General features: G+C 47.0%; 22 protein-coding genes and 1 pseudogene. 11 read left to right on the plus strand and 12 right to left on the minus strand.

What is annotated here, in order from left to right; translation table 11 throughout:
* The first annotated feature begins 121 nt into the window (after positions 1–121).
* The 3 genes from ilvA to yjjX all read left to right on the plus strand — a co-directional run bounded on the left by ilvA (position 122) and on the right by yjjX (position 2,751).
* The gene (ilvA, locus tag ACUJFK_RS02185) at positions 122–1,693 is read left to right on the plus strand and encodes a threonine ammonia-lyase, biosynthetic (RefSeq protein WP_445425934.1); all 1,572 of its coding nucleotides are present in this window, start codon (positions 122–124) and stop codon (positions 1,691–1,693) included.
* A 142-nt stretch (positions 1,694–1,835) separates the two neighbouring features.
* Positions 1,836–2,021: a ribosome alternative rescue factor ArfA gene (locus ACUJFK_RS02190; RefSeq protein WP_226750520.1), complete on the plus strand. Its 186-nt coding sequence runs from the start codon at positions 1,836–1,838 to the stop codon at positions 2,019–2,021.
* Between the two features lie 217 nt (positions 2,022–2,238).
* Positions 2,239–2,751 carry an inosine/xanthosine triphosphatase gene (yjjX, locus tag ACUJFK_RS02195; protein WP_445425935.1) on the plus strand — a complete coding sequence of 171 codons (513 nt, stop codon included), beginning with the start codon at positions 2,239–2,241 and terminating at the stop codon, positions 2,749–2,751.
* A gap of 52 nt (positions 2,752–2,803) precedes the next feature.
* On the opposite strand, the gene ACUJFK_RS02200 is transcribed toward yjjX, so the two are convergent.
* Positions 2,804–3,220, minus strand: a complete 417-nt coding sequence (locus tag ACUJFK_RS02200) for an organic hydroperoxide resistance protein (RefSeq protein ID WP_226750518.1) — start codon at positions 3,218–3,220, stop codon at positions 2,804–2,806.
* Between the two features lie 161 nt (positions 3,221–3,381).
* Between ACUJFK_RS02200 and ACUJFK_RS02205 the strand changes: the two genes are divergently transcribed.
* Together ACUJFK_RS02205 and ACUJFK_RS02210 are read left to right on the plus strand one after the other, a co-directional pair.
* Positions 3,382–3,831 (plus strand): MarR family winged helix-turn-helix transcriptional regulator, encoded by a 450-nt coding sequence (locus tag ACUJFK_RS02205; RefSeq protein ID WP_306177387.1) that lies wholly within the window; start codon positions 3,382–3,384, stop codon positions 3,829–3,831.
* A 313-nt stretch (positions 3,832–4,144) separates the two neighbouring features.
* On the plus strand, positions 4,145–6,985 hold the full coding sequence (locus ACUJFK_RS02210) for a M16 family metallopeptidase (protein WP_445425936.1): 2,841 nt from the start codon (positions 4,145–4,147) through the stop codon (positions 6,983–6,985).
* Positions 6,986–7,034: 49 nt separating this feature from the next.
* Here ACUJFK_RS02210 and ACUJFK_RS02215 read toward each other — a convergent pair whose 3' ends face one another.
* Both ACUJFK_RS02215 and ACUJFK_RS02220 read right to left on the minus strand, forming a co-directional pair.
* Entirely contained in the window at positions 7,035–7,280 is a 246-nt protein-coding gene (locus tag ACUJFK_RS02215; protein WP_226750515.1) for a GNAT family N-acetyltransferase, read from the minus strand.
* Between the two features lie 3 nt (positions 7,281–7,283).
* Positions 7,284–7,550, minus strand: coding sequence for a hypothetical protein (locus tag ACUJFK_RS02220; RefSeq protein WP_229584614.1), 267 nt, complete (start codon positions 7,548–7,550; stop codon positions 7,284–7,286).
* A gap of 152 nt (positions 7,551–7,702) precedes the next feature.
* On the opposite strand from ACUJFK_RS02220, the pseudogene ACUJFK_RS02225 reads away from it, so the two are divergent.
* A pseudogene (locus ACUJFK_RS02225) lies at positions 7,703–8,891 on the plus strand (NRAMP family divalent metal transporter).
* Positions 8,892–8,913: 22 nt separating this feature from the next.
* On the plus strand, positions 8,914–10,161 hold the full coding sequence (locus tag ACUJFK_RS02230) for a cation:proton antiporter (RefSeq protein WP_445425937.1): 1,248 nt from the start codon (positions 8,914–8,916) through the stop codon (positions 10,159–10,161).
* Positions 10,162–10,188: 27 nt separating this feature from the next.
* Here the strand turns inward: ACUJFK_RS02230 and ilvN are convergent, their stop codons facing one another.
* Positions 10,189–10,680 (minus strand): acetolactate synthase small subunit, encoded by a 492-nt coding sequence (gene ilvN / locus ACUJFK_RS02235; RefSeq protein WP_226750511.1) that lies wholly within the window; start codon positions 10,678–10,680, stop codon positions 10,189–10,191.
* 2 nt (positions 10,681–10,682) lie between these two features.
* The gene (locus ACUJFK_RS02240; protein WP_445425938.1) at positions 10,683–12,422 is read right to left on the minus strand and encodes an acetolactate synthase 3 large subunit; all 1,740 of its coding nucleotides are present in this window, start codon (positions 12,420–12,422) and stop codon (positions 10,683–10,685) included.
* 312 nt (positions 12,423–12,734) lie between these two features.
* Between ACUJFK_RS02240 and ACUJFK_RS02245 the strand changes: the two genes are divergently transcribed.
* Positions 12,735–13,580 (plus strand): co-chaperone YbbN, encoded by an 846-nt coding sequence (locus tag ACUJFK_RS02245; protein WP_445425939.1) that lies wholly within the window; start codon positions 12,735–12,737, stop codon positions 13,578–13,580.
* Positions 13,580–14,788, plus strand: coding sequence for a methyltransferase (locus ACUJFK_RS02250; protein WP_445425940.1), 1,209 nt, complete (start codon positions 13,580–13,582; stop codon positions 14,786–14,788). The genes ACUJFK_RS02245 and ACUJFK_RS02250 overlap by 1 nt, the downstream gene beginning before the upstream one ends.
* 66 nt (positions 14,789–14,854) lie before the next feature.
* Here ACUJFK_RS02250 and ACUJFK_RS02255 read toward each other — a convergent pair whose 3' ends face one another.
* The 3 genes from ACUJFK_RS02255 to speA form a co-directional block, all read right to left on the minus strand.
* Entirely contained in the window at positions 14,855–15,784 is a 930-nt protein-coding gene (locus ACUJFK_RS02255; protein ID WP_445425941.1) for an acyltransferase, read from the minus strand.
* Between the two features lie 14 nt (positions 15,785–15,798).
* Positions 15,799–16,689, minus strand: a complete 891-nt coding sequence (locus ACUJFK_RS02260) for an acyltransferase (protein ID WP_445425942.1) — start codon at positions 16,687–16,689, stop codon at positions 15,799–15,801.
* A gap of 107 nt (positions 16,690–16,796) precedes the next feature.
* A complete protein-coding gene (gene speA / locus ACUJFK_RS02265; protein ID WP_226750505.1) occupies positions 16,797–18,683 on the minus strand; it encodes a biosynthetic arginine decarboxylase in 1,887 nt (628 codons plus the stop codon).
* 134 nt (positions 18,684–18,817) lie between these two features.
* Between speA and speE the strand changes: the two genes are divergently transcribed.
* Complete coding sequence (gene speE, locus ACUJFK_RS02270; protein ID WP_306177377.1) at positions 18,818–19,684, plus strand: polyamine aminopropyltransferase; 867 nt, start codon at positions 18,818–18,820, stop codon at positions 19,682–19,684.
* A 273-nt stretch (positions 19,685–19,957) separates the two neighbouring features.
* Here speE and ACUJFK_RS02275 read toward each other — a convergent pair whose 3' ends face one another.
* The gene (locus tag ACUJFK_RS02275) at positions 19,958–20,776 is read right to left on the minus strand and encodes an HAD family hydrolase (protein ID WP_445425943.1); all 819 of its coding nucleotides are present in this window, start codon (positions 20,774–20,776) and stop codon (positions 19,958–19,960) included.
* Positions 20,777–21,024: 248 nt separating this feature from the next.
* Between ACUJFK_RS02275 and ACUJFK_RS02280 the strand changes: the two genes are divergently transcribed.
* A complete protein-coding gene (locus ACUJFK_RS02280; RefSeq protein ID WP_306177375.1) occupies positions 21,025–21,492 on the plus strand; it encodes a CreA family protein in 468 nt (155 codons plus the stop codon).
* A gap of 94 nt (positions 21,493–21,586) precedes the next feature.
* Here the strand turns inward: ACUJFK_RS02280 and ACUJFK_RS02285 are convergent, their stop codons facing one another.
* The 3 genes from ACUJFK_RS02285 to ACUJFK_RS02295 are packed head-to-tail and all read right to left on the minus strand — an operon-like array spanning position 21,587 to position 23,734.
* Entirely contained in the window at positions 21,587–22,156 is a 570-nt protein-coding gene (locus ACUJFK_RS02285) for a DUF1826 domain-containing protein (RefSeq protein ID WP_445425944.1), read from the minus strand.
* Positions 22,153–23,373, minus strand: a complete 1,221-nt coding sequence (gene zigA, locus ACUJFK_RS02290) for a zinc metallochaperone GTPase ZigA (protein WP_445425945.1) — start codon at positions 23,371–23,373, stop codon at positions 22,153–22,155. Before zigA ends, ACUJFK_RS02285 begins: the two co-directional genes overlap by 4 nt.
* Positions 23,354–23,734 (minus strand): MerC domain-containing protein, encoded by a 381-nt coding sequence (locus ACUJFK_RS02295; protein ID WP_445425946.1) that lies wholly within the window; start codon positions 23,732–23,734, stop codon positions 23,354–23,356. The genes zigA and ACUJFK_RS02295 overlap by 20 nt, the downstream gene beginning before the upstream one ends.
* Between the last annotated feature and the right edge of the window lie 200 nt (positions 23,735–23,934).

A 23,934-nucleotide genomic window follows, 5' to 3' on the forward strand; every position in this document is an offset into this window, starting at 1 on the left:
GTGGGGCGCGTGGGTGTGTAACGTTAGCTGATTAGCTGGCTGCAAAGTGGGTTTAGTGAAGAGCAGTTAGCTGCGTAAATGGTTTTTTAATACAGTAAATAGTAAGAGCAATGGAGTCACAATGAATAATCTGGCAACAGTCCACCCCGAGCAAACGGATGCCGACGTGATGCAACAGTATCTGCGGGAGATTTTGTTATCGCCGGTTTATCAAGCTGCGGTTGAAACTCCGTTAGATGACATGGCCAAGCTCAGTAAACGCTTGGGGCATCAGGTATTATTAAAGCGCGAAGATAAACAGCCGGTTTATTCTTTTAAAGTGCGTGGGGCTTTTCATAAGCTACATAAAGTAAAACAACAGTATCCTACTGCTGCCGTGATCTGCGCCTCTGCCGGAAATCATGCACAGGGTGTGGCCTTATCAGCCAGTAAGCTGGGCTTAAAAGCGACTATCGTTATGCCGATCACCACGCCTGAAATCAAAGTGGCGGCGGTCAAAGCCTTGGGCGGTAATGTGGTGCTGCACGGCACGGCCTTTGATGAAGCTAACAGTTTTGCGATTGCTAAAGCCAGAGACGAAGGCGCTATTTATATTCCGCCGTTTGATGATGCCGATGTTATAGCTGGGCAGGGTACGGTAGCAAAAGAGCTATTAAGCCAAAATAATCAATTGGATGCCGTGTTTATTCCCGTGGGTGGTGGTGGCTTGATGGCGGGTATGGCGGTGTATATCAAAGCTATTCAGCCACATATTAAAGTGATCGGTGTTGAGCCTGAAGATGCGGCCTGTTTAAAGGCGGCCATGGCCGCGGGTGAGCCGGTGACTTTGGCGCGAGTAGGTTTATTCGCAGATGGTGTGGCCGTAAAGCGTATTGGTACGGAAAACTTTAATGTCGCTAAACGCTTTTGTGATGAAGTGATCACCGTAACCAGTGACGAAATGTGTGCGGCCATTAAAGATATTTTTGATGATTTACGCGCGGTGGCGGAACCGGCTGGCGCTTTAGCTTTGGCCGGGTTAAAAAAATACAGCCAACGTTTAAGTAATAGTACGCTGGAAAAACCCCAGCATTATGCAGCGGTACTCAGTGGTGCAAACTTAAATTTTGATACTTTGCGCTATGTATCTGAGCGCTGTGAACTTGGCGAGAAAAAAGAAGCGGTATTTGCCGTGACGATACCAGAAGAAAAAGGCAGCTTTCGGCGCTTTTGCCAAACTCTCGGCGGCCGAGCCATTACTGAATTTAATTACCGCTATGCCAGTGATCGTAAAGCGCATATCTTTGTTGGCATCAAGCTGCGGCACGGTGAGCAAGAGCTAGCCACCGTAAAAACATTACTCAGTGATGCCGGTTATCAATACTTAGATCTTTCTGATGACGAGCTGGCCAAGTTGCATGTACGGCATATGGTCGGCGGTATGCCGCCACGAGCCATTACTGAACAGGTCTATCAGTTTAATTTCCCTGAATATCCTGGCGCATTGATGAATTTTCTCAACACATTAGGCGAAGATTGGAATATCAGCTTATTCCATTATCGTAACCATGGTGCCGCCACGGGGGATGTGTTGGCCGGTTTTGAAGTGGCTGAGCATAGCGATATTGCCAGTTACTTAGATAAGCTGGGTTATCAGTATCAATTGGTTAGCAACAATCAGAGTTATCAAACTTTCTTAACCGCAGGCGAATAGTGGCGGTTATTGCTTGAACCGGGCAACTATTCGGCTCAGTGTGTGAGTCGAATAGTAGGGAACTTACGGCCTGGGTTGCTGCCTAAGCCTGCAGTGACACTTTGGACGTTTTTCTTGTTGGTTTTTAAAGGGGAGTACCACTATGAGTAAATCAGCGACCAGCGAGCATGGTCGCGGAGAGATCCGTGATAATGCGTTAAAAGCTTTAGTGACCAGTAAGTTGTTTCAAACTAGGGTGGTTAAGGCGAAAAAGGGCAAAGGTTCCTACAACCGCAAAGGGCGTAATTCACAAGATTACGCCCTTGTTGTTTCTAACGCCTCGCACTGATTGCTTTGCATCGCCGCCTACTTATCTTCTGTGAGTACTTCTGCTTTATTTAACTTTTCTGAGCATTAACCCTGTTGTATCTGGCCTAGCGCCCTCTTTTATTAACGCTTTTACGTAAAGTATTAAGTCCGTCGTGAGTCGGTAGGGTGGCGTTTTGTTTACAAGTCGGCATGGCTCGCGTTAGGCTAAGCCTCTGATGAAACGAAGAGTAGAATACATGTGGAGCATAGCAGTCGCGTCGGCGAATCCGGCGAAAATTAATGCGGTACAGCAATGTTTTAATGCTAACTTTCCAGAGCAAGCACTGACAGTAACAGGGCTTAATGTGCCATCGGGTGTGCCCGATCAGCCGATGAGCAGTGAAGAAACCTATGCCGGCGCGAAAAATCGTTTAACGGCCTTAAAACAGGCCATTGCTGCTGATTACTATGTGTCGATTGAAGCTGGTTTAGATGGCGATTTAACCTTTGCGTGGATGTTAATTGAGCATAATGGCAATGTCGGTAAGGCACGTTCTGCGAGTTTAATGTTACCCAAGGCGGCGCTTGCCGCCATAGAGCAAGGGCAAGAGCTGGGTGATGCAATGGATACCTTGTTTGGTACGCAAAATATCAAACAAGCGGGTGGCGCAATTGGCTTATTAACCCAAAACCGATTAAGTCGCAGCCAAGTCTATCAACAAGCCTTAACACTAGCGCTGATCCCGTTTCTTAATACCGAGTGGTTTTAAGAAAACAGGATCCACTTGGAAAAACGTGCCGTGGCAGCGGCACGCTTTTTTATTAAACGCTAGTGTGTAAGCGTACTTCAATATTACCGCGAGTAGCGTTTGAGTATGGGCAAACTTGGTGCGCTGCGGCGACTAACTGCTCGGCTTGGTCTGCGGCTAAACCCGGTAAGTTAATAAATAAATCAACATCTAAACCAAAACCCCCTTCGATTTTACCAATGCCTACTTCGCCACGAATGGTGCTGTCTGCAGGTAAGGCAAGTTTTTGCTGGCCAGCAACAAATTTTAAAGCGCCAATAAAACAGGCGGCATAACCGGCGGCAAATAATTGCTCAGGGTTAGTTGCATCACCTTTACCCCCCAAGGCTTTTGGCGCAGATAATTTGCTGCTCAATAAATTATCATCTGAGTTAACTTGACCATCACGGCCACCGGTTGCGGTAACAACGGCTTTATATAATATTTCCATGTGTCGCTCCAATTGGTGAGTAAGTAAACCGGATTAAGCACCGGACGGACAGATACTAACGTCAATTTATATTGCGCGCAATATAATTGCGTGAAATATTTTTATGCGGCTGAGATTCAGCGTATACTAGGCAGCATGCAAGGCGAAATGAGACCAGCGGTATGACAGAGAAAACCTTACCTTTAGCGCAGCAAGTGTGTTTTGCGTTATACAGCGCCAATAACGCCATGATGCGTTTGTATCGGCCCTTATTGCAGCCGTTTGATTTGACCTACCCGCAGTATGTGGTGTTACTCGCCTTATGGCAGCAAGACAATATTAGTTTGGGGCAACTAGGGCAGCAGACGTTATTTGATTCGGGCACTTTAACGCCACTGGTTAAAAAGTTAGAGCAAAAAGCCATTTTGCAGCGGCAAAGCGATCCCGCTGATGAGCGCGTAAAAAAAGTGGTGCTCACGCCTTTTGGTCGAGCATTAGAGCAACAAGTGGTCAATGTGATGCCGGCTTTACGTTGTCAGGTTGCCTTATCCGATGATGAATTGGTGTTACTGCGTGAACAGGCGCGTGCTTTGCAACTGCAAATTCAACAGCTTGAGCAGTGCCGTAAGTAGGCTGAATAAAGTCGGTTTGGTTTAGTGAGCCGCCCGCTAGAGCGTGATGACGCTGCGCCTTCATCGTGTTTGCCTGGCGCGTTTAACGGTAACTAACGTAATTTTTAGGGTCTTGGTCGAGCGCTATCAGGGTGTAAAATGCATTTCAACGCGCGGTTAAATAATTTATTGATTTAAACCAACTGGTTACAGTGGTGTCTGTTAAGGCCAGCGGTGCTGGCGTGTTATATTTTGTTACATCTGTAAGGTTTTCATTAATGGCTACAGCTGTTTTAATCTAGGCGTAAATCCTTTTTTATTAGCGGAGCCTGCTTTGAAATTATCTACTTTAAGTCTCGCCTTACTGGTTGCCCTCGGTGTAGCTGGCTGTACTAACACCACATCGGTTAAATCTTTACCTGAGGGTGTTACCCTAGTGGCCGAAGGCCAACAGCAAGCGGGTGAATTAAATTTACCCTATAAAAAATACCAATTAGCCAATGGCTTAACGGTTATTGTGCATGAAGATCAGTCTGATCCATTGGTGCATGTTGATGTAACTTACCATGTTGGTTCGGCGCGTGAAGAGTTAGGTAAGTCAGGTTTTGCGCACTTTTTTGAACACATGATGTTTCAGGGATCAGAAAATGTTGGCCCGGAAATGCATTTTAAATATGTTACTGAAGCTGGCGGTACGCTAAACGGCACCACGAACAGCGATCGCACCAATTATTTCCAAACGGTACCGGTTAACCAGTTAGAAAAAATGCTGTGGTTAGAATCGGATCGCATGGGGTATTTTCTGGATGCGGTGACGCAAGAAAAGTTTGATATTCAATTATCGACAGTAAAAAACGAGCGCGGGCAGCGGGTAGATAACCAGCCTTATGGCCGTTATTGGGAGCAGTTATCGCAAGCACTGTATCCTTATGGTCACCCATATTCTTGGCCGGTGATTGGTCATATGGATGACTTAAATCGCGCCAATATGCCAGCGTTAAAAGATTTCTTTTTACGTTGGTATGGCCCGAATAACGCCACTCTGACAATCGGTGGTGCGGTTAAAGCGGAAGATGTGCTGCCCTTAGTGCAAAAGTATTTTGCCACAATTCCTGCAGGCCCTGCTGTTGAAAAGATGGCAAAAGCCCCAGCGGTATTAACCGCCGATCGTTATATCTCGATGGAAGATAACGTGCACTTGCCGTTACTTAGCATGACATTCCCTACCGTGTATGCCGGTCATCCAGACGAACCCGCGCTGAATATCTTAGGTGATATTCTAGGAAGCGGTAACAACTCTTTGTTATATCAAAGCTTAGTACGGCCACAAATTGCGGTGCAAGCCGGTGCAGGCCATCGCTGTCAAGAATTAGCCTGTACCTTTAACCTGACGGCATTACCACACCCAGCCTCAGGTAAAAACTTAGCTGAGTTAGAGCAACTGTTACGGCAAAACTTACAACAAGTGGCGGAGCGCGGCGTTAAACCTGAAGATCTAGCTCGGGCAAAAGCGCGCGTTGAAGCGCGTAGTATCTTCGGTTTACAAAGCGTGGCCGGTAAAGTGAGCCAGTTGGCTTACAATGAAACCTTTTACGGTGATCCTGACCGTATTGCGACCTTGTTAGCAGCATATGCTGAAGTCACCGCAGAAGATGTTATGCGGGTATATCAGCAATATGTGCAGAATAAACCTGCAGTGATTAGTAGTGTGGTGCCACGTGGTAAGGCCGATATGATTGCAGCGCCAGATAACTTCACACCGCGCACTTTCGACCCTGCTGAAGCCACAGCGTCTGAGAGTTTACCGACACGTGTAGCGAGTCATACCTTTGATCGTACAGCCGTACCTAAAGCCGGTGCTAACCCTGCGATCACCTTACCTGCTACATGGACCAGCGAGTTAGCCAATGGCATCAAAGTATTGGCGTCAATTAGCGAAGAAACACCGACTACGTCGTTATTGTTGCGGATCCCAGCCGGTAGCTATGCTAACAGCGTAGAACAAGCGGGTGTCGCCTCGATGATGGCGTCCTTACTGAACGAGAGCACTAAAAATTACAGCACCGAGCAAATGAGCATGGCGCTGGAATTACTCGGCAGTTCGGTGTCAATCAGTGCCGATGACCGCGATTTAAATGTGTTTGTCAGCAGTTTAACCAGTAACTTACCGCAAACTTTGCAGTTAGTGCAGGAAAAACTATTAAACCCAGCTTTTTCAGCTGAAGACTTTAATCGTTTAAAACAACAACGTTTACAATCACTGGCGCAAGCACAGAAAAATGCCAGTTACTTGGCCGAGCGAGCGGTAAGCCAGTTGATGTTCGGTGACACCATTGCCGGTCAGCCAAGCATGGGTAACGAACAAACCTTAGCGACGATGACCTTAGAGCAGATTAATAGTTTCTATCAAACCTTTGTTAAACCTGCTGGCGCGCAGTTAGTGGCGGTATCGGATTTACCTCAAGCCGAACTACTGCCGTTGTTAGCGAATATGGCACCACAGTGGCAAGGTAAAGCACCTGAGTTAAACTTGGCACTGCCTGCACCTAAGGTAAAGACAGGCGCGATTTACTTAGTGCATAAAGACCAATCACCACAATCCGAGATCCGTATTGTGCGCCGTGCTATGCCGCGTGATCTGACCGGTGAGTTCTATCAAGCGGGTTTGATGAACTTTACCTTAGGTGGCAACTTTAACAGCCGTATCAACCTTAACTTACGTGAAGATAAAGGCTATACCTATGGCGCGCGCAGTGGTTTTGGTGGTGATAAACAAGTCGGCATGTTTTCGGCCAGTGCCGCAGTGCGGGCTGATGTCACGCGTGAGTCGATTGAAGAGTTCTTAAAAGAGCTTAACAATTACCAACAAAAGGGTATTACTGCTGAAGAGTTAGCCTTTATGCGCAGTGCGGTAAACCAATCTGAAGCGTTACGTTATGAAACACCGAATGCCAAGTTAGGTTTTATGGCGCAGATGTTAGAATTTAACGTCGGTGCGGAGTTTACTCAGCAGCGTAATCAGATCTTACAGCAAAGCACGCAAGCGCAACTAAATGCGTTAGCCAGCCGTTATTTATCACCAGAAGAGATGGTGATTGTGGTAGTGGGTGAAGCAGATAAGCTCAAGCCTGAGTTAGAAAAATTGCAATTGCCGATTATCGACATGAAGCTATAAGCCGCATCAGTAAATAGAAAAAGCCAGGTGATGTCACCTGGCTTTTTTATTAGAGAAAACGCTGCACGTAAGAGCAGCTTGCTTGAATGTCATAACCTTCTGTTTGCGCCCACTGCAGCGCATGTCGTACCAATTTTTCTGCTAAACCCTTACCGCGAAACGCCGGCGGCACGAAGGTATGGTGAAAATTAATCACCTTGCCATTCACGTGATAATCTAGCTGTGCACTGGCATCCGCCAAGGTGAGCGTAAAGCGTTGCTCTGATGCGAGATGCTTAATAAGCGGTTCTGTCATAGCTTACTCCTCATCTAACCAAGGGGTTGCAGGTAACAACGCTAAATGCGCGGTATAGCGTTCTAAATTGAAGCTTTGTTGCTGTTCAACCACGGCAAACATTTCTGGGGCTAGCGCGCAGGCCATTAACTCCATAGCCGCCTCACGACTGTGGCCTGTCATACGTAAACGCATTAAGGTCGCCATCACTTCTGTTGGGTAATTATCGGCTAATTGGTTTTCGAGTACTTCAAGTAGGGTTGCCTGATCGGTTAAATCGCTTTCTTGCATGTTCCAAGCCTCTGTTCGCGGTAAAAGCAGTGCATCACTGTGATGCTTAGGCTAAGCTAGCGAGCATTAAATAACAATCAACAAGTCGTATTATGCACGAAGTTTTCTCTGGCTGGCGCACCCGCCTGCAAACATTGGGGCCCGGTGTTTTAATGGCCACAGCCGCGATTGGTGGCTCACATTTGGTGGCATCAACGCAAGCAGGGGCTTTATTCGGCTGGCAGTTGTTATGGTTAATTTTATTGGTCAATATTCTTAAGTACCCGTTTTTTCGGTTTGGTGTGCAATACACCTTAGAACAAAACGAAACCCTGCTTGAAGGCTATCAACGCAAGGGTAAAGGCTACTTTTACAGTTTTGTTGTGTTAAATGTCGTCGCGGCGGTGGTGAATACCGCGGCAGTGCTAATTTTAACAGCAGCCTTGTTGCAATATGCACTGCCTGGCAACTGGTCTTTAACCCTGTTGTGTTGCTTAATCTTATTGGCTTGCTTACTGATCTTGTTGCTGGGGCATTATCAGGCGCTAGACAGCGTCGCGAAAGTGATTATGTTGCTCTTAACCCTCACCACCGTAACCGCGGCTATTATTGCGGCTAAAAACGGTGCGTCAGCGCCCGCTGATTATGTTGGGCAATCCCCTTGGCAATTAGTGATGCTGGGCTTTTTAGTGGCGTTAATGGGGTGGATGCCTGCACCGATTGAAATTTCGGCGATTAGCTCATTGTGGCTAACCGCGAAACAGCGGCGACAACCGGTAACGCGCGCTCAGGGCCTGTTCGATTTTAACCTCGGTTATTGGTTAACCGCAGGTTTGGCACTGGTTTTTGTATCCTTAGGGGCTTTAGTGCAATACGGCACGGCGCAACCGATTGCCCTAGCCGGTGCTGCCTTTGCCCAACAATTGGTCGATATGTATGGCGCTACCATTGGCGAATGGTCAAAGCCGTTAGTGTCGCTGATTGCCTTTTTATGTATGTTTGGCACCACCATCACGGTTCTTGATGGGTATGCTCGCACCCTGAATAAATCGTTTTATCTACTGGGTTGGCAAAAAGTAGATAATCGACTGAGTTTAAGCAGTTGGCTGATTGTGCAGGCACTGTGCGGTATGGCGGTGATCTTGTTTTTTCCGCTCGGCGCTCGGCCCGATGCTGACTTTTGCGATGACCTTAGCGTTTTTAACTACTCCCGTTTTTGCTTGGCTGAATTTTAGTTTACTGCGTGGCGCAGATATGCCGCCATTATCGAAAGGGTTAACCCTATTAAGTTGGCTAGGACTGAGTTATTTGTTTGGTTTTGCCGTATTGTTCTTGTGTTGGTATCTCGGCTTGCTCAGTTAAATATGGTTATTAGGAGTTAACGTTGTCTCTTTGGCAGTTAATCTTGTTGTTTGTTGCGCAGTTAGCCCTGATTTTAATGGCGGCTCAGTTATTTGGTCGGCTGGCTAGGTTTGTTGGGCAACCGAAAGTCGTTGGCGAGATGATTGCCGGTGTGGCGCTCGGCCCTTCTTTGTTTGGTTGGTTTTTGCCCGCGTTTCAACAAAGTATTTTTATCCCTGAAACACGCAGTTGGTTGTATTTTGGCGCGCAATTAGGTGTCGGCCTTTATATGTTTTTAGTGGGCTTAGAATTTAATACGCGTCTTTTTAAACAACATGCCCGCAGTGCCATTTCAGTGTCGCTGGCTGGTATGCTGGTACCCTTTATTGTGGCGGCTTTACTCTGCTTGTGGCTGTTAGAGCAGCCAGGCTTATTTGCGCCCGGTATCAGCTATTTTAATGCTGCGCTCTTTTTAGGTGCTGCCATTGCGATTACCGCCTTTCCGATGCTGGCCCGTATTATTTATGAGCGCGGCCTTGCTAATACGCCACTGGGCACAATGGCTTTGGCCGCGGGTGCGATAGATGATGCTGCGGCCTGGTTAATTTTAGCCTTGGTATTGGCCAGTTTTGGCGGTGGCATCAGTGTACTGTTAACCGCTTTAGTGGGGGGCGGTTTATATGCCTTATTGATGCTAACGAAGGTGCGGGGGTGGTTACAACCTTTGGCAGATCGGGTGGCGCAGCAGCAACAATTACAGTGGCCACCTTTTGTATTTATAATGCTGTTGTTCGCACTATCGGCGTGGAGTATGGATTGGGTGGGCTTGCATGCGGTATTTGGCGGGTTCTTATTGGGTATTGCCATTCCGCGCGGCCTGATGGCCGAATTACTACGCAAGCGATTAGAGCGCCTTACCATTTTGTTATTGTTGCCGATGTTTTTTACCTATTCGGGCTTAAATACCCGGTTAGATGTTTTAGGCAGCGGTAATTTGTTGCTGATTACACTCATTATTTTAGTGTGCTCAATTTTAGCTAAGTTTGCCGCCTGTTGGGCCGCGGCTCGTTGGAACGGTGCGGATAATCCAACCTCTTTAGCAGTGGGCGCCTTAATGAATGCGCGTGGGCTAATGGAGCTGATTATTATTAATATCGCGTTGAATTACGGCATTATTCAGCAAGGGCTATTTTCGATTATGGTGGTAATGGCCATCGTCACCACTTTGATGGCTTCCCCGCTGTTTCAATGGGTGTATGGCCGTCATCAGCCAAAGAAAACGGCGACCTAGGTCGCCGCTCTGTAAGCTTAGTGCACGTTACATCGCTAAGGTTTTTTCACCGCGTGAAATACCCGACACACCGCTACGCACCACTTCCAAGATCTGCGAACCGGCTAACGCCTGAATAAACGCATCCAGTTTGTCGCTGGTACCGACCAATTGCACGGTATAGGTATTGGCAGACACATCAACAATTTGGCCGCGGAAGATATCCGCACAGCGTTTTACTTCGTCGCGTTGGTTGCCGGCGGCTTTCACTTTTACCAGCATCAATTCGCGTTCAATGTGCGCGGACTCGCTTAGATCAGTCAATTTCACTACTTCAATTAGTTTATGCAGCTGCTTAGTAATTTGTTCAATCACTTGATCATTACCGTGTGTCACCAAGGTTAAACGCGAAAGCGTGGCGTCTTCCGTTGGTGCTACGGTAAGCGAATCAATGTTGTAACCGCGCTGAGCAAACAAACCGACAAGACGCGCTAAAGCACCCGATTCGTTTTCGAGTAAAACAGAAATAATATGTCGCATGGTTAAGTCCTCTCTGTCTTACTTAAAAATAACTCATTCATGGCACCGCCTGGAATTTGCATCGGGTAAACATGCTCTTTCGGATCGATATGAATATCTAAAAACACCAACTGATCTTTGAGGGCAAAAGCACGCTCTAGGGCCGGCTCAAGTTCTTCTGGTTTCGTCACGCGAATACCGACATGGCCGTAGGCTTCGGCTAACTTAATAAAATCAGGTAATGAATCCATATAGGAACTGGCATAGCGCGATTCATAGTTCATATCTTGCCACTGCTTCACCATGCCTAGATAGCCATTATTCAGGTTGATGATTTTTACACCCAGCCCGTACTGTTTACAGGTTGATAGCTCCTGAATATTCATCTGAATAGAGCCTTCACCGGTAACACACACCACATCATCGTCAGGAAAATTTAGCTTAATGCCCATTGCCGCCGGTAAACCAAAGCCCATGGTGCCAAGGCCGCCTGAGTTAATCCAACGATTCGGTTTGTTAAACTTGTAATACTGTGCCGCGAACATTTGATGCTGGCCAACATCACTACAGACAAAGGCATTGCCTTTGGTAATTTTGCTGACCATTTCAATGACCTGCTGTGGCTTGATTTGCGAGGTGGTGGTGTCATAACGACCGCCGTGCACGGCACGCCAAGCATTAATTTGTTGCCACCAACTGGCCAGTGCGGTTTCGTCCAGTTTTTTCTTTTTCTGCTTTACCAGGCCAAGCATTTCTTCTAGCACCGGCTGCACTAAACCAACGATAGGAATATGCGCATTAACCGTTTTAGAAATACTGGCCGGATCAACGTCAATATGAATAATCGTGGCATCTGGGCAGAATTTTTTGGTGTTGTTGGTCACCCGATCATCAAAGCGCGCACCAACGGCTAGAATAACATCGGCGTGGTGCATGGTTTGGTTGGCTTCGTAACTGCCGTGCATCCCCAGCATGCCTATAAATTGCTTATCTTCACCCGGATAAGCCCCTAAGCCCATCAAGGTGTTGGTTACGGGGACATTTAATAGCTGCGCCAGTTCAGTCAGTTCACTTGATGCGTGGCCCATTATGACCCCGCCGCCAGCATAAATGATCGGTCTTTTCGCGGCTAATAACGCGGTAACGGCTTTTTTAATCTGGCCGCTATGGCCTTTTAATTTTGGTTGGTATGAACGCAGCTTCACTTCGCTTGGGTAATCATAAGCAAAGGTTTGGCTGGGGATCGTCATATCCTTCGGGATATCGAGCACTACTGGGCCTGGGCGGCCGCTTTGGGCGATATAGAAGGCTTTTTTAATTAGTGCCGGAATATCTTCGGGGCGGCGCACCGACATATTATGTTTGACGATCGGCCGGGAAATACCGAGCATATCGGTTTCTTGGAAGGCATCTTCGCCGATTAAATGGCTCATCACTTGGCCGGTGAGCACCACCATCGGGATCGAGTCCATATAGGCGGTGGCAATTCCGGTGACGGCGTTAGTGGCACCCGGACCTGAAGTCACGAGCACCACACCGGCTTTACCGGTAGCACGAGCATAAGCATCGGCCATATGCGTGGCGGCTTGTTCATGGCGTACCAGCACATGTTTTACTTGAGTTTGTTGAAACAGCGCATCATAAATATGCAGCACAGCGCCACCGGGATAGCCATAGACGTATTCTACCCCTTCATCGGCCAGCGCGCGGATCACCATAGCTGCGCCCGATAACATCTCGGCTTGTTTGGATTGGCTTGTCATAATGTAGTATCTCATCAGTTGCTGAGGTAAAAGCAGTTTTAAGGCATTAAATACCAAAAACTGCCGACATTCCGTTACCGGATTGTCAGTGGTGCTACGTGGGCTGGTATGTCGGGAAGCGTAAGCTTTTCGCTACAGTTCCTGCGCTTTCTTTATGGCTCTGCTGGCGTTTTTTGTGCGCTTAATTAATTTACGGCAACTGCTTGGGAATGTCGATGCCTTTTTCACTTTTTAGCCATCTTTACTGCTTTAAAAAGGGCGGCGGCGCCACCATAGTATCAACTATCACTTTTGTTACAGGATTTACCGCTAATGCAAAACCCTATTGTTGACGTCACCATGATGAATGCGCGGGAGATCCTCGATCGCTCGATGCAACAGTTAGTGCTTTTTCAATTCTGGTCGGCTCGTAGTACCGGCTGTCAGCAGCTCACGGCAACATTAAGCAAAATAGTGCAGCAATATCCCAAGCAACTGTGTTTGGCGAAAGTGGATTGCGATGCTGAGCAAGATTTAGCCATGCAATTTGGTGTGCAATCGCTGCCCACCGTTATGTTTATTAAAGAAGGCCAACCGGTTGATGGTTTTGCCGGTGTCGAAACCGAACAACAAATTTTACAACGCTTGGCCGCTTACTTACCCAAGCCGGAAGATGACTTGCTAGCGAAAGCGCAGCGACAATTAGAAGCTGGGCAGATGAACGCCGCTTATCCGTTACTCGCCGAGGCCTTAACGCTGGCGCCGGAGCGTGTAGAGATCAAAATTTGGTTAGCAGATTGTGCCATTAGCTTAGGTCAGCTGACGCAGGCAGAAAAACTGTTAGCGGAAGTGCGCTTAGCGGATCAGGATACCTTGTACAAAACGGTGTTAGCCAAATTAGAATTAGCTCAGCAAGCCACAAATACGCCAGAAATTCAGGCCTTAGAAGCAAAGTTAGCGGCGGCGCCGGAAGATAAGCAGGTAATTGAACAATTAGCGGTGCAATATCAGGCGGTATTACGTTCAGAAGAAGCGCTAGCGCTGTTACTGAAAATTTTGCAGCAAGATTTAAACTTTGGTCAGAGCAAAAAATTGTATTTAGATATTTTGGCGGCATTGCCGAAAGGTGATCCGTTGGCCAGCCAATATCGTCGTCGTTTATACGCCCTGTTGTATTAATGTCGAACGCACCGCTGCAGGGCAGTGCGCTGTCTGAGTTGTTTCAGCAGCTCAGCAGTGTATTGCAGCGCTATCGCCAGTATTGGCAGTTCTCACCGATGGACTGCCAGACATTACCCTTCTCGCCAGCCTTGAATGCACAACTGTCGCAACTTGGCGCCAGTGAGCTCGCGGTGCTAGATCAGGATCCGCAGCAACAACGCCACTATTTTGCCGAGTATTTCCCAGAGCTGACAGACTTAACTTTGTGGCTGAAAGCCCAGCGTGATGCAGACTGCAGCATCTGGCCATTTTGGTTAACGAATGGTATTCATGGTCGTAAGCTCGCGCAAATTCAGCAGTTTTGTCAGTTTATTCCTGAGCAAGCGTTGCCGGTGCTGGAATGGTGCGCCGGTAAAGGCCATTTAGGCCGGCTGTTTGCCGCACAATCAAGCCGTGCTGTTACCAGTATTGAATGGCAGCCAAGCTTATGTGAGGCGGGCAGAGCTTTAGCCTTACAGCACAACCTTTCGCAGCAGTTTATTCAGGCAGATGTACTCAGTGCCGCTGGCGCTGCAGCAGTGCATGCCGATCAACAAGTGCTGGCCTTGCATGCTTGCGGTCAACTCCATCTGCAATTACTCACGGTGGCGGTAGCCCATCGCTGCCAACAGTTACAAGTTGCCCCCTGTTGCTATCATTTAATTAGCAGCTCAGACTATCAGCCGTTATCTAAACAGGCACAAGCCGATGCGTTAGCGCTAAGTCGGCAAGATTTAAAACTGGCGGTGCAAGGGCAAGTTACAGCGGGTGAGCGGGTCAGTCGTTTGCGGCAAACCGAAGTGACTTGGCGTTTAGCCTATGATGAATGGCGCGCTCAGCTTACGGGGCAGCGGGCATATCAACCGTTACCTTCGTTACCCAAGCAGTGGTTTAGTGGCGATTTTGCTGCGTTTGCCAAGATGGCGGCCAGTTTACAGCATTTAACTGCACCTGCAGTTACAGACTGGCCGAGTTATTTTGCGGCTGGCGAGGCGCGTTATCTGTTGGTACAGCGGTTAGATGCCGTTCGGCACCTGTTTCGGCGGCCATTAGAGCTGTATTTGGTGCTTGATAGAGCCTTGTACTTGCAACAACACGGTTATCAGGTGAGCGTGCAAGCCTTTTGTGATTATCAGCTGACCCCACGTAATTTATTACTGCAAGCCAGTTTAAACCCCGCTGTTTAACGGCCAAGCCAATGATGGCCAGCGGTTTCTAAGCAACAGGCCAGCTTACGGCCATGTTGCTGAAGATTAACAGCGGATAGGTTGTTTAAACGTATCGCTTTGTAGCTGCTGATAATAAGCACTAATGTATTGATCTTTTAACTGCCAACGCTGATTCAGCCATTGCTGAAAATTCTCGCGAAATACCGCATCGTTAAAGTAATCACCCATGACGTGTTGATCAACGGCTAAAATCTCGGCTTTTATCACCACGCGTTTTAAACGGCCCATCAACATATCAAGCGCAATATTTTGCTGGTTATCGGGGTAAATCAGCGTGATATCTAAGATGGCGTTAAACTGCTCACCCATACTGGCCAGGGTAAAGGCAATACCGCCGGCTTTTGGCGGCAGTAAATGGCTATAGGGGCTTTGCCGTAGTCTTTGTTTTTGTGCAGTACAACGGCTGCCTTCAACAAAATTGATAATAGTGGTGGGAGCGTGGCGAAATTTGGCGCAAGATTTACGCGTTGTTTCGATATCTTTGCCTTTTAATTCAGGACGCTTTGCCAAGGTCGCTGCGCTATAGCGCTTCATATAGGGCATATCCAAGGCCCAGCAACCTGTTCCTAAAAAGGGCACCCATTTTAATTGGTCTTTTAAAAAGAACTTGGGTTCGGGGATCAGTTTGGCGGCAAAAGCACTGACCACCGGAATATCTAACCAACTTTTATGATTGGCGATCAGCAAATACCAGCTTTCTTTATCCAGTTGCTGCTCACCGCTAATTTGCCAATCGACATCGTTAAAGAGATTAATCAGACCCGTATTAACTCGTGTCCAACCGCGATAGCAAAAGCGACCCAGCTTAGCAATCAAGCGGTGGGCGGCAGCGTTAGGTATCAGTAGTTTTAATAAACCCAGCGGGGTGACGACGATGCCCCAAAATGCCAAATTAAGCGCAAATAAGCTAAAACTTATCGGCAATAACAGAAACCCTGGCAACATGCTTAACATCGTCCACTCCTTGTTTACTGGCTGTTTTTATCTAGCTCGACCAGTTGTTGATCTTTATTTAACCACAACTGATTAATATATTGCTGAAAATGTGCTTTGTAAGCAGGATCATTGTAGTCGCCAATCAAGTCTTCTGTAATGGGCAATACCTGAACCTTTACTGTTATAGCATGAACTTTGCCTGAGATGTAATCCCAAAATGTTGGGATCCCTTGCGGATAATAAATGGTCACATCTAGCAGCTTATGCAGTTGTTGGCCCATGGCGCCAAGCACAAAGGCGGTACCGCCGGCTTTGGGTTTCAGTAAGTGCGCAAATGGCGATTGCTGCTGTTGATGCTTCGCCTTGGTAAAGCGGGTGCCTTCAACAAAATTCATAATCGAGACCGGCTTATAGCGGAATTTTTCACAGGCTTTGCGCGTAGTTTCGATATCCTTACCCTGCAAATGCGGGTTTTTCTGTAAAAAGCTTTTGCTGTAACGCTTCATAAAAGGAAAATCGAGCGCCCACCAACAAATGCCCAGAAACGGCACATACAGCAGTTCTTTTTTCAGAAAAAATTTAATAAATGGAATTTTGCGATTAAAAATCTTCTGTAATACCAAGATATCTGCCCAAGATTGGTGATTAGCAATAATCAAATACCACTCTTTACGCGACAGTTGCTCGATGCCTTGCAAATGCCAACGAATACGGGTGAATAATGCCGTGGTGAAGTTATTGATGCTGATCCAACATACGGCACAGGCATCCAGCAGATAAGTGAGGCCGCTTTGCCAAAGTGGTATTGGCAGCAACTTCAGAATGGCCAGTAACAAAATAGGGACAAACCAGAACAAAGTATTGATGGTATACAGTAGGATGGAGAGCACACCGACAAGGGGTTTGGGTAAAAACGCCAACATAACGCACCTGATTATTTAGTGCTGCCGAGGTGGCAACAGGAAATAAATGTAAGACGAGTAACGCGCTTATTAGGTGCGTTACTCGTCCGATCAGTTGCTATTCTAGCTTAATCTTCGAAATAGGTATAACCATAAACGCCGGCTTTTAATTCATCCAGCAGTTCATCTTTACGTTCACTTTCCATTTCAAGTTTCGCCAGTTGTTTAGTGTAAGAGGCAATCAGCTTCTTCGCATCAAACTGCACATAGCGTAATACATCGGCTACGGTGTCGCCTTTGATGATATTGGTTAGCTTGTAGCTGCCATCATCTGTTAGTTCAACGTGCACTGAATCGGTATCGCCAAATAAGTTGTGTAAATCACCTAAAATTTCTTGATAAGCCCCCACCATAAACATGCCGAGTAAATACTGCTTATCGTCGCTGTATTCTGGCAGCGGTAAACTGGATTCAATACCATTACCATCGGCATAGCTTTTTAGCATACCGTCTGAGTCACAGGTAATATCTTGAATAATGGCACGGTGGTTCAGTGGCTCATTCATCCGCTCGAGTGGCATTACTGGGAACAGTTGGTCGATACCCCAGGCATCTGGCATGGATTGAAACAGCGAGAAGTTAACGAACAGCTTATCTGCCAGCTTTTCGTTTAGCTCATCATGAATACTGCGATGCGAACGCGCTGATAAATCTAAATTTGCGCGCACTTTGTTAATGGTAGCGAAGTAAATTTGCTCTAATAACGACCAATCTTGCAGCGTTAATAAACCGTGCACATACTGGGCATGAGCGTCAGTGAAGTAGTGGATCGCATCGTGATAGGCTTCAATTGCTGAACGTGGCGTGACGCTTTGATAAGCTTCCCACAAACCTAAGATCACTGTGGGTGAATCTTCGCTGGGCTCAGGTAAATTGACTAAACCCGGTGCGCGTTCAATATCAATCGCATCGGTAACCAATACCGCATGGTGTGCGGTCATGGCGCGGCCCGATTCAGTAATAATGTTTGGATGAGGTAAATCGTACTCGTCACAGACTTCTTTTAAGCCGTTAACGACGTTACGTGCATATTCCATCATGGTGTAGTTCATCGAGCAGGCTGAGCGCGATTTCGACCCTTCATAGTCGACACCTAAGCCACCACCCACATCAACCGTGGTGATAGGCACGCCAAGGGTGCGCAATTCTGCATAGTGACGGGCACATTCACGGATAGCGTTGTGAATATCACGGATATTGGCAATTTGTGAGCCGATATGAAAGTGCACTAATTGCAGCAGGTCGAGTTTGTTTGCCGCACGCAGTACGTCGATCGCTTGCAATACTTGGGTAGCGGTTAAGCCAAACTTGCCCTTTTCACCACCGGTGTTTTGCCATTTGCCTTTACCTACCGAGTTTAAGCGAATACGAATACCAATGCGCGGTGCTGCGCCTAAGTTATCAATTTCGCGGATCAGCGTTTTAAGCTCAGACAGTTTTTCTACCACCACATACACGGTGTGGCCCATCATTTGGCCGATGGTGGCTAAGCGTAAAAATTCGCTGTCTTTATAACCATTACAAACGATTTGCAGCGGTTGTTCAGTCACACCCAAGATCGCCATTAATTCAGGCTTACTACCGGCTTCTAAGCCGACCTTGCCGCTGTCGTGGCTAATTAAGCGTTTTACTACAGAGAACTGCTGGTTTACCTTAATGGGGTAAACGGCAGTGTATTGTCCTTGATATTCTTTTTCTGCTTTGGCCAGTTGAAACGACTTAATTAACGTGTCCACCCGGTGCTGCAAAATATCGGTAAAGCGAACTAAAACCGGTAAGGTTAAGCCTTCTTCTTTGAAACGCTGCGTAAGCTCGGGAAAGCTGATCCCGTTTTTACTGTGATCTTGGTCGGGATAGGCAATAAGATCACCGTCCTGATTGACGTCAAAATAGCCTTCACTCCAGACTGCCACGTTATAAATCGATCGCGCTTTTTCAAAACCCCAAGCTGACATTGTGCTTCCTCAAAAAAATTAACTGCTATAGTTTAAAGCCTATAACGGGTTGGTGCAGCAAAATTGCCCAAAAAATTTGTATGTGGCCTGTAACACAGGCAAAATACGCCCCTTATACGATGCAGGGGGAAATTATGTCAGTAATTAATGACAAAAAGTGGCTTACCGAGGTGTTTGCCGACAGTGGTAGTGTGTTTGGTCTGGCGATTACGCAGAAATTAGACGAAGTGCAGTCACCATTTCAGAAAATTGCCATGTACGAAACCACCCATTTTGGTAATTTAATGGTAATTGATGACGTTATTATGCTCAGTAGCCGTGATAACTTCTTATATCACGAAATGCTGAGTCACCCTGTACTTTTCACGCATCCTAACCCAAAAAATGTGGTGATTATTGGTGGCGGTGACTGCGGCACTTTACGCGAAGTGTTAAAACACCCCGGTGTTGAGCGCGTGACGCAAATTGATATCGACGAGCAAGTCACCCGCATGGCGGAAAAATATTTCCCTGAGCTGTGTGCCTCTAACAATGACCCACGTGCCACGCTGAAATTTGAAGACGGCATTAAATTTATGCGTGAAGCGGCCGCCGGCTCCATTGATGTGATTATTGTTGATTCTACCGATCCGATTGGCCCGGGCGAAGGTTTATTTAACCGCGCTTTTTATGCTAGCTGCTTAGCGGCGTTAGCCGATGACGGTATCTTAGTGCAGCAAAGCGAATCGCCACTTATTCATATGCCGTTATTAACCGCGATGCGTCAAGCGATGAGCGATGCCGGTTTTGCCAGTTTGCAAACACTAAACTTCCCGCAAATGGTTTATCCCTCTGGTTGGTGGACCTGTACCTTGGCGAAGAAAAGCGGTGAATTTAACGGTTTTCGCGAAGAAGCGGCGGCGAACGCTGGCTTTGATACAGAGTATTACAACGTTGAGGTGCATAAAGCCGCCGCGGCCTTGCCTAACTTTGTAAAGAAAGCCTTTGCTGCAAACCAGTAAGGTAGTGTTGAATAATAAAAACGCCTGCATTGGTATAATGTAATTCAGTTAAGCATGACCTGTTTGCTCTAAATCAACCGTTGAAGGCCATGGATGGCCTGACAAATTCGTCGGGAACGAATTTGAACAGCTATGCTGGCCCGAAAGGGTGAACTTCTGGAATGAAGTTCATAAAGGAGCCTCAGGGATGATTCATGGCGTGTTGATGTGAGCAAACCGCGTCATGCTAAACACTAAACTCATCGGTATTGCTGCATTGGCAGGCGTTTATTATTACAACGAGAAACGTTCGCGAAGAAAATGCGCGACGCCATCTTCATGGTGATGGCCAATCACCGCACTGGCCACTTGTTTAATTTCGTCTATCGCATTGGCGGGGGCGTAACTTTCATCGGCACAAGCAAACATACTTAAATCGTTATCACCATCCCCAAAACAAATAACTTTGCTGGCCCCCAGTTGTTTTTTCAACTGCGCGACGGCCTTGCCTTTATTGGCTTGGTAATGATGCACGTCCATCCAACGATACTGCGGCCCCTCAAGGGCAGGGCCTGAGTACGCAATCAGGTTTGGATAGGTGTTTAATGTTTGCCACATGGCATGAATGGTGGCGGCCTCACCAATCATGCTGATATTAGTGACCTGATGTTCAGGCGCTAAGGCGTTTAGCGGCTGTAGCTGTTGTGGCGTGTCGCTAAAGTACTTTTCGACCAGTCTTTTTTCCACATCGTGCTGGGTTTCAGCATGAAACACCACATGTTGGTGCTGTGCAATCACGTGCACAAAGGGCGAGATCCCTTGGCGCAGAGCAAGCTCAAGAATAGTATTAATTTCAGTCTGCTCTAAGATGTTCTCTAAGGTCAGTTGCTGGGTGTTCGGATCCCAGATAGTTACACCATTATTATAGATTTGCGGTAAAACAAATTTATGACCCGCCACCGCTCGCTGTGCCGACAGCATAGTGCGCCCGGTGGCAATGGTGAAGGCAATGTCTTTCTCGCTTAACAGTTGTAAGGTGTCGTAGGTAAAGCGGGAGATCTCAGAGGCGTTGTTTAACAGGGTGCCGTCCAAGTCAAAACAAATCAGATACATATAGGGCATTTCCGAGCTTAAAAAGACTAACCGAGCTGACAGCCAAACCCCGCCGACAACCTAGATGATGAAGTATGCCATACGTAAAGGCACCGTATGTGGTTTTTATCTGTATGGGCTGAGGCCTTGAAACGTGAACAACATGCTTTAATACTGACAAAAATTATGCCGGTGTGTTTTACTGGTACCTATACTGTTACCAGCTGTGGCTTGCACCAATATATTTATTTAACAAAGGAGAACTTAACATGCGTTTACTCTTCGGGGCTTTACTGTTGTTAATATTGGCGGGGTGTAACCGCAATGAAGTAGGTGACGTGTCATTAGGCGTCTTTACCACTAAGGATATTAAACTTGATGCCTTTACTGATCCGCTGGTCACCGGTGTGACTTGTCATGTATCCAGCATTGAAGCCAATCTAAATCTTTCAGACCCTTCTGATAGCGGTATTGCTTGTCGCCAAACAGGCCCGATTACTGCTGAGATGATCGCTAAAATAGATAAGAGCAAAAGCGGTGAAGTGCTGTTTACCAAATCAAAAAGCATCTTTTTTAAAAGCATGAAAATTCGACGTATTTTCGATGCTGAAAACCAGACGTTAATGTATTTGTCTTACTCCACCAAAGAAACCTCAGGCAGCTTTAAACACAGCCTGTCGACGGTACCGCTGTGGGGCACGCAAGCTTACAGCGAAGCGAAGACGGTACAGCCTTAATTTACTTAACTAGCTGGGATAACAAGCTTATTTGCGTTGCTGCCGATAATTACACATTGCAGCGATTAGCGGGTTTGTCATGATATGTGTGATGTTACATCGGATCTAAAGTTAGCAACACGCGGGGAGCGTCACCGGCGGGTGAGCGGTGAACAATAGCGTGCTGCTCGTTACCCTCCCAGCCTGAGCCTTTAAGCAACGTAACGGCAAAGGGGGCAGCTTTTAAGGTATTAGCGTTCGCGTCTAGCCATTCGGTGCCAGGGCCAAGATAAGTGCATACCAAACGGCACACCAGATGATCAGTATGAAATTTGGGGCACATCGGTTGACGTAAGGTTTCTAAACGTAGCCCCAGTTGCTGGCAATCCATTAAGCAACTGAACATGTGGCAGAGCAGGGCAATATCGTGCAGAAAAGCCTCTTTTCCCTGCGCATCAGGTAAGGCATGACCAATATCGGTTTGTATCGAATCGACGTGAACAATACGTTTGATTGGCATCGTGAGCGCCAGTGTACGGCAGTATTCTGCGATGGCGTTATCGGCATTACGTTGCCAGCTGACTAAGTTCACATCATCATTAAATATGCGGGTCAGGTCAGTGGGATCCTCAGCCATGACCTGTTGTATCTGGGGGCGAAATGCATTGAAGGCTAGCGCACTCATACGGTTAGCTCCTGAACAAATAAGCTGGGCAGCTGCTGCCAATGCTGTTCGCCTTGCGCTAGTTCGCTGTCAGTAAGTAAGCACGCGTTCAATTGTGCCAGTATTGCCGTTTTATCCAGTTGCTGCCCTATAAATACCAACTCTTGGCGGCGGTCGCCAAAGGGTTCCTGCCAGCTTTGTTTAATCGCGTCTTGCATCTCTGCCTCTTCGGGCCATTGCTCTGAGGGTACCGCCTGCCAAAACAGTCCTGCGATATGATAACGAGCAATGCCGCCCGCCTGATGCCACAGCCAAGCATGCTCAGGCGTGTTAGCTAACCAGAAATAGCCTTTAGATCGCAATAAACGCCCACTTGGCCAGTCTTGATGTAAAAAATGGTAAAATCGCTCTGGATGAAAAGGCTTACGAGCATAAAAAGCAAAACTGCTAATGCCGAATTCTTCCGTTTCGGGTTTATGTTCGCCGCGTAACTCTTTTAACCAGCCTGCAGCTTGCTGAGCCTGTTCAAAATTAAATAAGCCTGTGTTGAGTATTTGCGGCAATGCGACATGGCCCTTCTCAGCATAAATAATGCGAGCACGGCTGTTTAAACTACGTAAAATGGCGCTGAAGCGTGCTAATTGCTCTGCACTAACTAAATCGGTTTTACTGATCACCAAGACATCGCAAAACTCGACTTGCTCAATAAGTAGATCAGCGACACTGCGTTCGTCGTCTTCACCTAAACTTTCTCCTCGTTCGGCTAAGTCATGCGCGGTCTCAAAGTCAGCCATAAAGTTTACGGCATCTACCACTGTTACCAGTGTATCTAGCCGAGCAATATCGGCTAAGCTTTGGCCGTCTTCGTGCTCAAAAGTAAAGGTTTCTGCAATGGGTAGCGGCTCTGAAATACCGGTCGATTCAATTAATAAATAATCAAAACGGCCGGCTTTAGCCAGTTTACTAATTTCGATCAATAAATCTTCACGTAAGGTGCAGCAAATACAGCCATTGCTCATTTCAATCAGTTTTTCCTCAGCACGGTTAAGGCTGACCTCTTTATTTAACTGATGGGCATCAATGTTAATTTCACTCATGTCATTCACAATAACCGCCACGCGCAAACCGTCGCGGTTATTTAAAACATGATTGAGTAATGTGGTTTTACCGGCACCTAAAAAGCCTGATAACACGGTAACGGGGAGGCGTTTGTCGTTACTACGCTGAGTGGGCAGCATGTTGCATTCCTTGTGCTTGAAGAAGCAGTTGACGGTTATAGAGATGCGCGCCGATTAACAGCCCACCTCCAATCAAAGACAATGCGGTTTCTGCATGGTGCGAGGCGAAAAGAGAGATGATTAGCAGTAAAAAACCTGCCAAACCCAAGACAAAAGGGGCGGTATGCTTGTGTACGCACCAACCACCAGGCAGACTCCAAGCCAGTAATACACTGATGGGAAGTAACATCAAATAATGAAACCACTCTGAGCTTAATACGCCAAGCATTAAGCCAGAGCTGCCCAACAGCAATAAAATCGGGGTAGCAAGGCAATGGACGATACACAGGCCTGATAACGCCGCGGCGATAATGTCTTTCATAAAATCTCTCAGTGTGCGATATCCGGTCCTGTTGTCAGTAATGACGAGCCGTATTTTGCAGAATATGCGCATGGGAAATTGTTACAGTATAACAATTACCATATGTTATAACGTAACATTATGGCCGTCAAATGCGAATTGTCAGAAGTGACAAGTGCTGGTTAGCGCAAGCGTCAAACAGTGCCGCTTTAAATAAGCCA

It is taken from the genome of Alishewanella sp. HL-SH06, assembly GCF_052656265.1.

Coding starts and splice junctions, on each gene's coding strand:
- ilvA (WP_445425934.1), top strand. CDS start 122: ATGAATAATCTGGCAACAGTCCACCCCGAGCAAACGGATGCCGACGTG.
- ACUJFK_RS02190 (WP_226750520.1), top strand. CDS start 1,836: ATGAGTAAATCAGCGACCAGCGAGCATGGTCGCGGAGAGATCCGTGAT.
- yjjX (WP_445425935.1), top strand. CDS start 2,239: ATGTGGAGCATAGCAGTCGCGTCGGCGAATCCGGCGAAAATTAATGCG.
- ACUJFK_RS02200 (WP_226750518.1), bottom strand. CDS start 3,220: ATGGAAATATTATATAAAGCCGTTGTTACCGCAACCGGTGGCCGTGAT.
- ACUJFK_RS02205 (WP_306177387.1), top strand. CDS start 3,382: ATGACAGAGAAAACCTTACCTTTAGCGCAGCAAGTGTGTTTTGCGTTA.
- ACUJFK_RS02215 (WP_226750515.1), bottom strand. CDS start 7,280: ATGACAGAACCGCTTATTAAGCATCTCGCATCAGAGCAACGCTTTACG.
- ACUJFK_RS02220 (WP_229584614.1), bottom strand. CDS start 7,550: ATGCAAGAAAGCGATTTAACCGATCAGGCAACCCTACTTGAAGTACTC.
- ilvN (WP_226750511.1), bottom strand. CDS start 10,680: ATGCGACATATTATTTCTGTTTTACTCGAAAACGAATCGGGTGCTTTA.
- ACUJFK_RS02240 (WP_445425938.1), bottom strand. CDS start 12,422: ATGACAAGCCAATCCAAACAAGCCGAGATGTTATCGGGCGCAGCTATG.
- ACUJFK_RS02245 (WP_445425939.1), top strand. CDS start 12,735: ATGCAAAACCCTATTGTTGACGTCACCATGATGAATGCGCGGGAGATC.
- ACUJFK_RS02250 (WP_445425940.1), top strand. CDS start 13,580: ATGTCGAACGCACCGCTGCAGGGCAGTGCGCTGTCTGAGTTGTTTCAG.
- ACUJFK_RS02255 (WP_445425941.1), bottom strand. CDS start 15,784: ATGTTAAGCATGTTGCCAGGGTTTCTGTTATTGCCGATAAGTTTTAGC.
- ACUJFK_RS02260 (WP_445425942.1), bottom strand. CDS start 16,689: ATGTTGGCGTTTTTACCCAAACCCCTTGTCGGTGTGCTCTCCATCCTA.
- speA (WP_226750505.1), bottom strand. CDS start 18,683: ATGTCAGCTTGGGGTTTTGAAAAAGCGCGATCGATTTATAACGTGGCA.
- speE (WP_306177377.1), top strand. CDS start 18,818: ATGTCAGTAATTAATGACAAAAAGTGGCTTACCGAGGTGTTTGCCGAC.
- ACUJFK_RS02275 (WP_445425943.1), bottom strand. CDS start 20,776: ATGTATCTGATTTGTTTTGACTTGGACGGCACCCTGTTAAACAACGCC.
- ACUJFK_RS02280 (WP_306177375.1), top strand. CDS start 21,025: ATGCGTTTACTCTTCGGGGCTTTACTGTTGTTAATATTGGCGGGGTGT.
- ACUJFK_RS02285 (WP_445425944.1), bottom strand. CDS start 22,156: ATGAGTGCGCTAGCCTTCAATGCATTTCGCCCCCAGATACAACAGGTC.
- zigA (WP_445425945.1), bottom strand. CDS start 23,373: ATGCTGCCCACTCAGCGTAGTAACGACAAACGCCTCCCCGTTACCGTG.
- ACUJFK_RS02295 (WP_445425946.1), bottom strand. CDS start 23,734: ATGAAAGACATTATCGCCGCGGCGTTATCAGGCCTGTGTATCGTCCAT.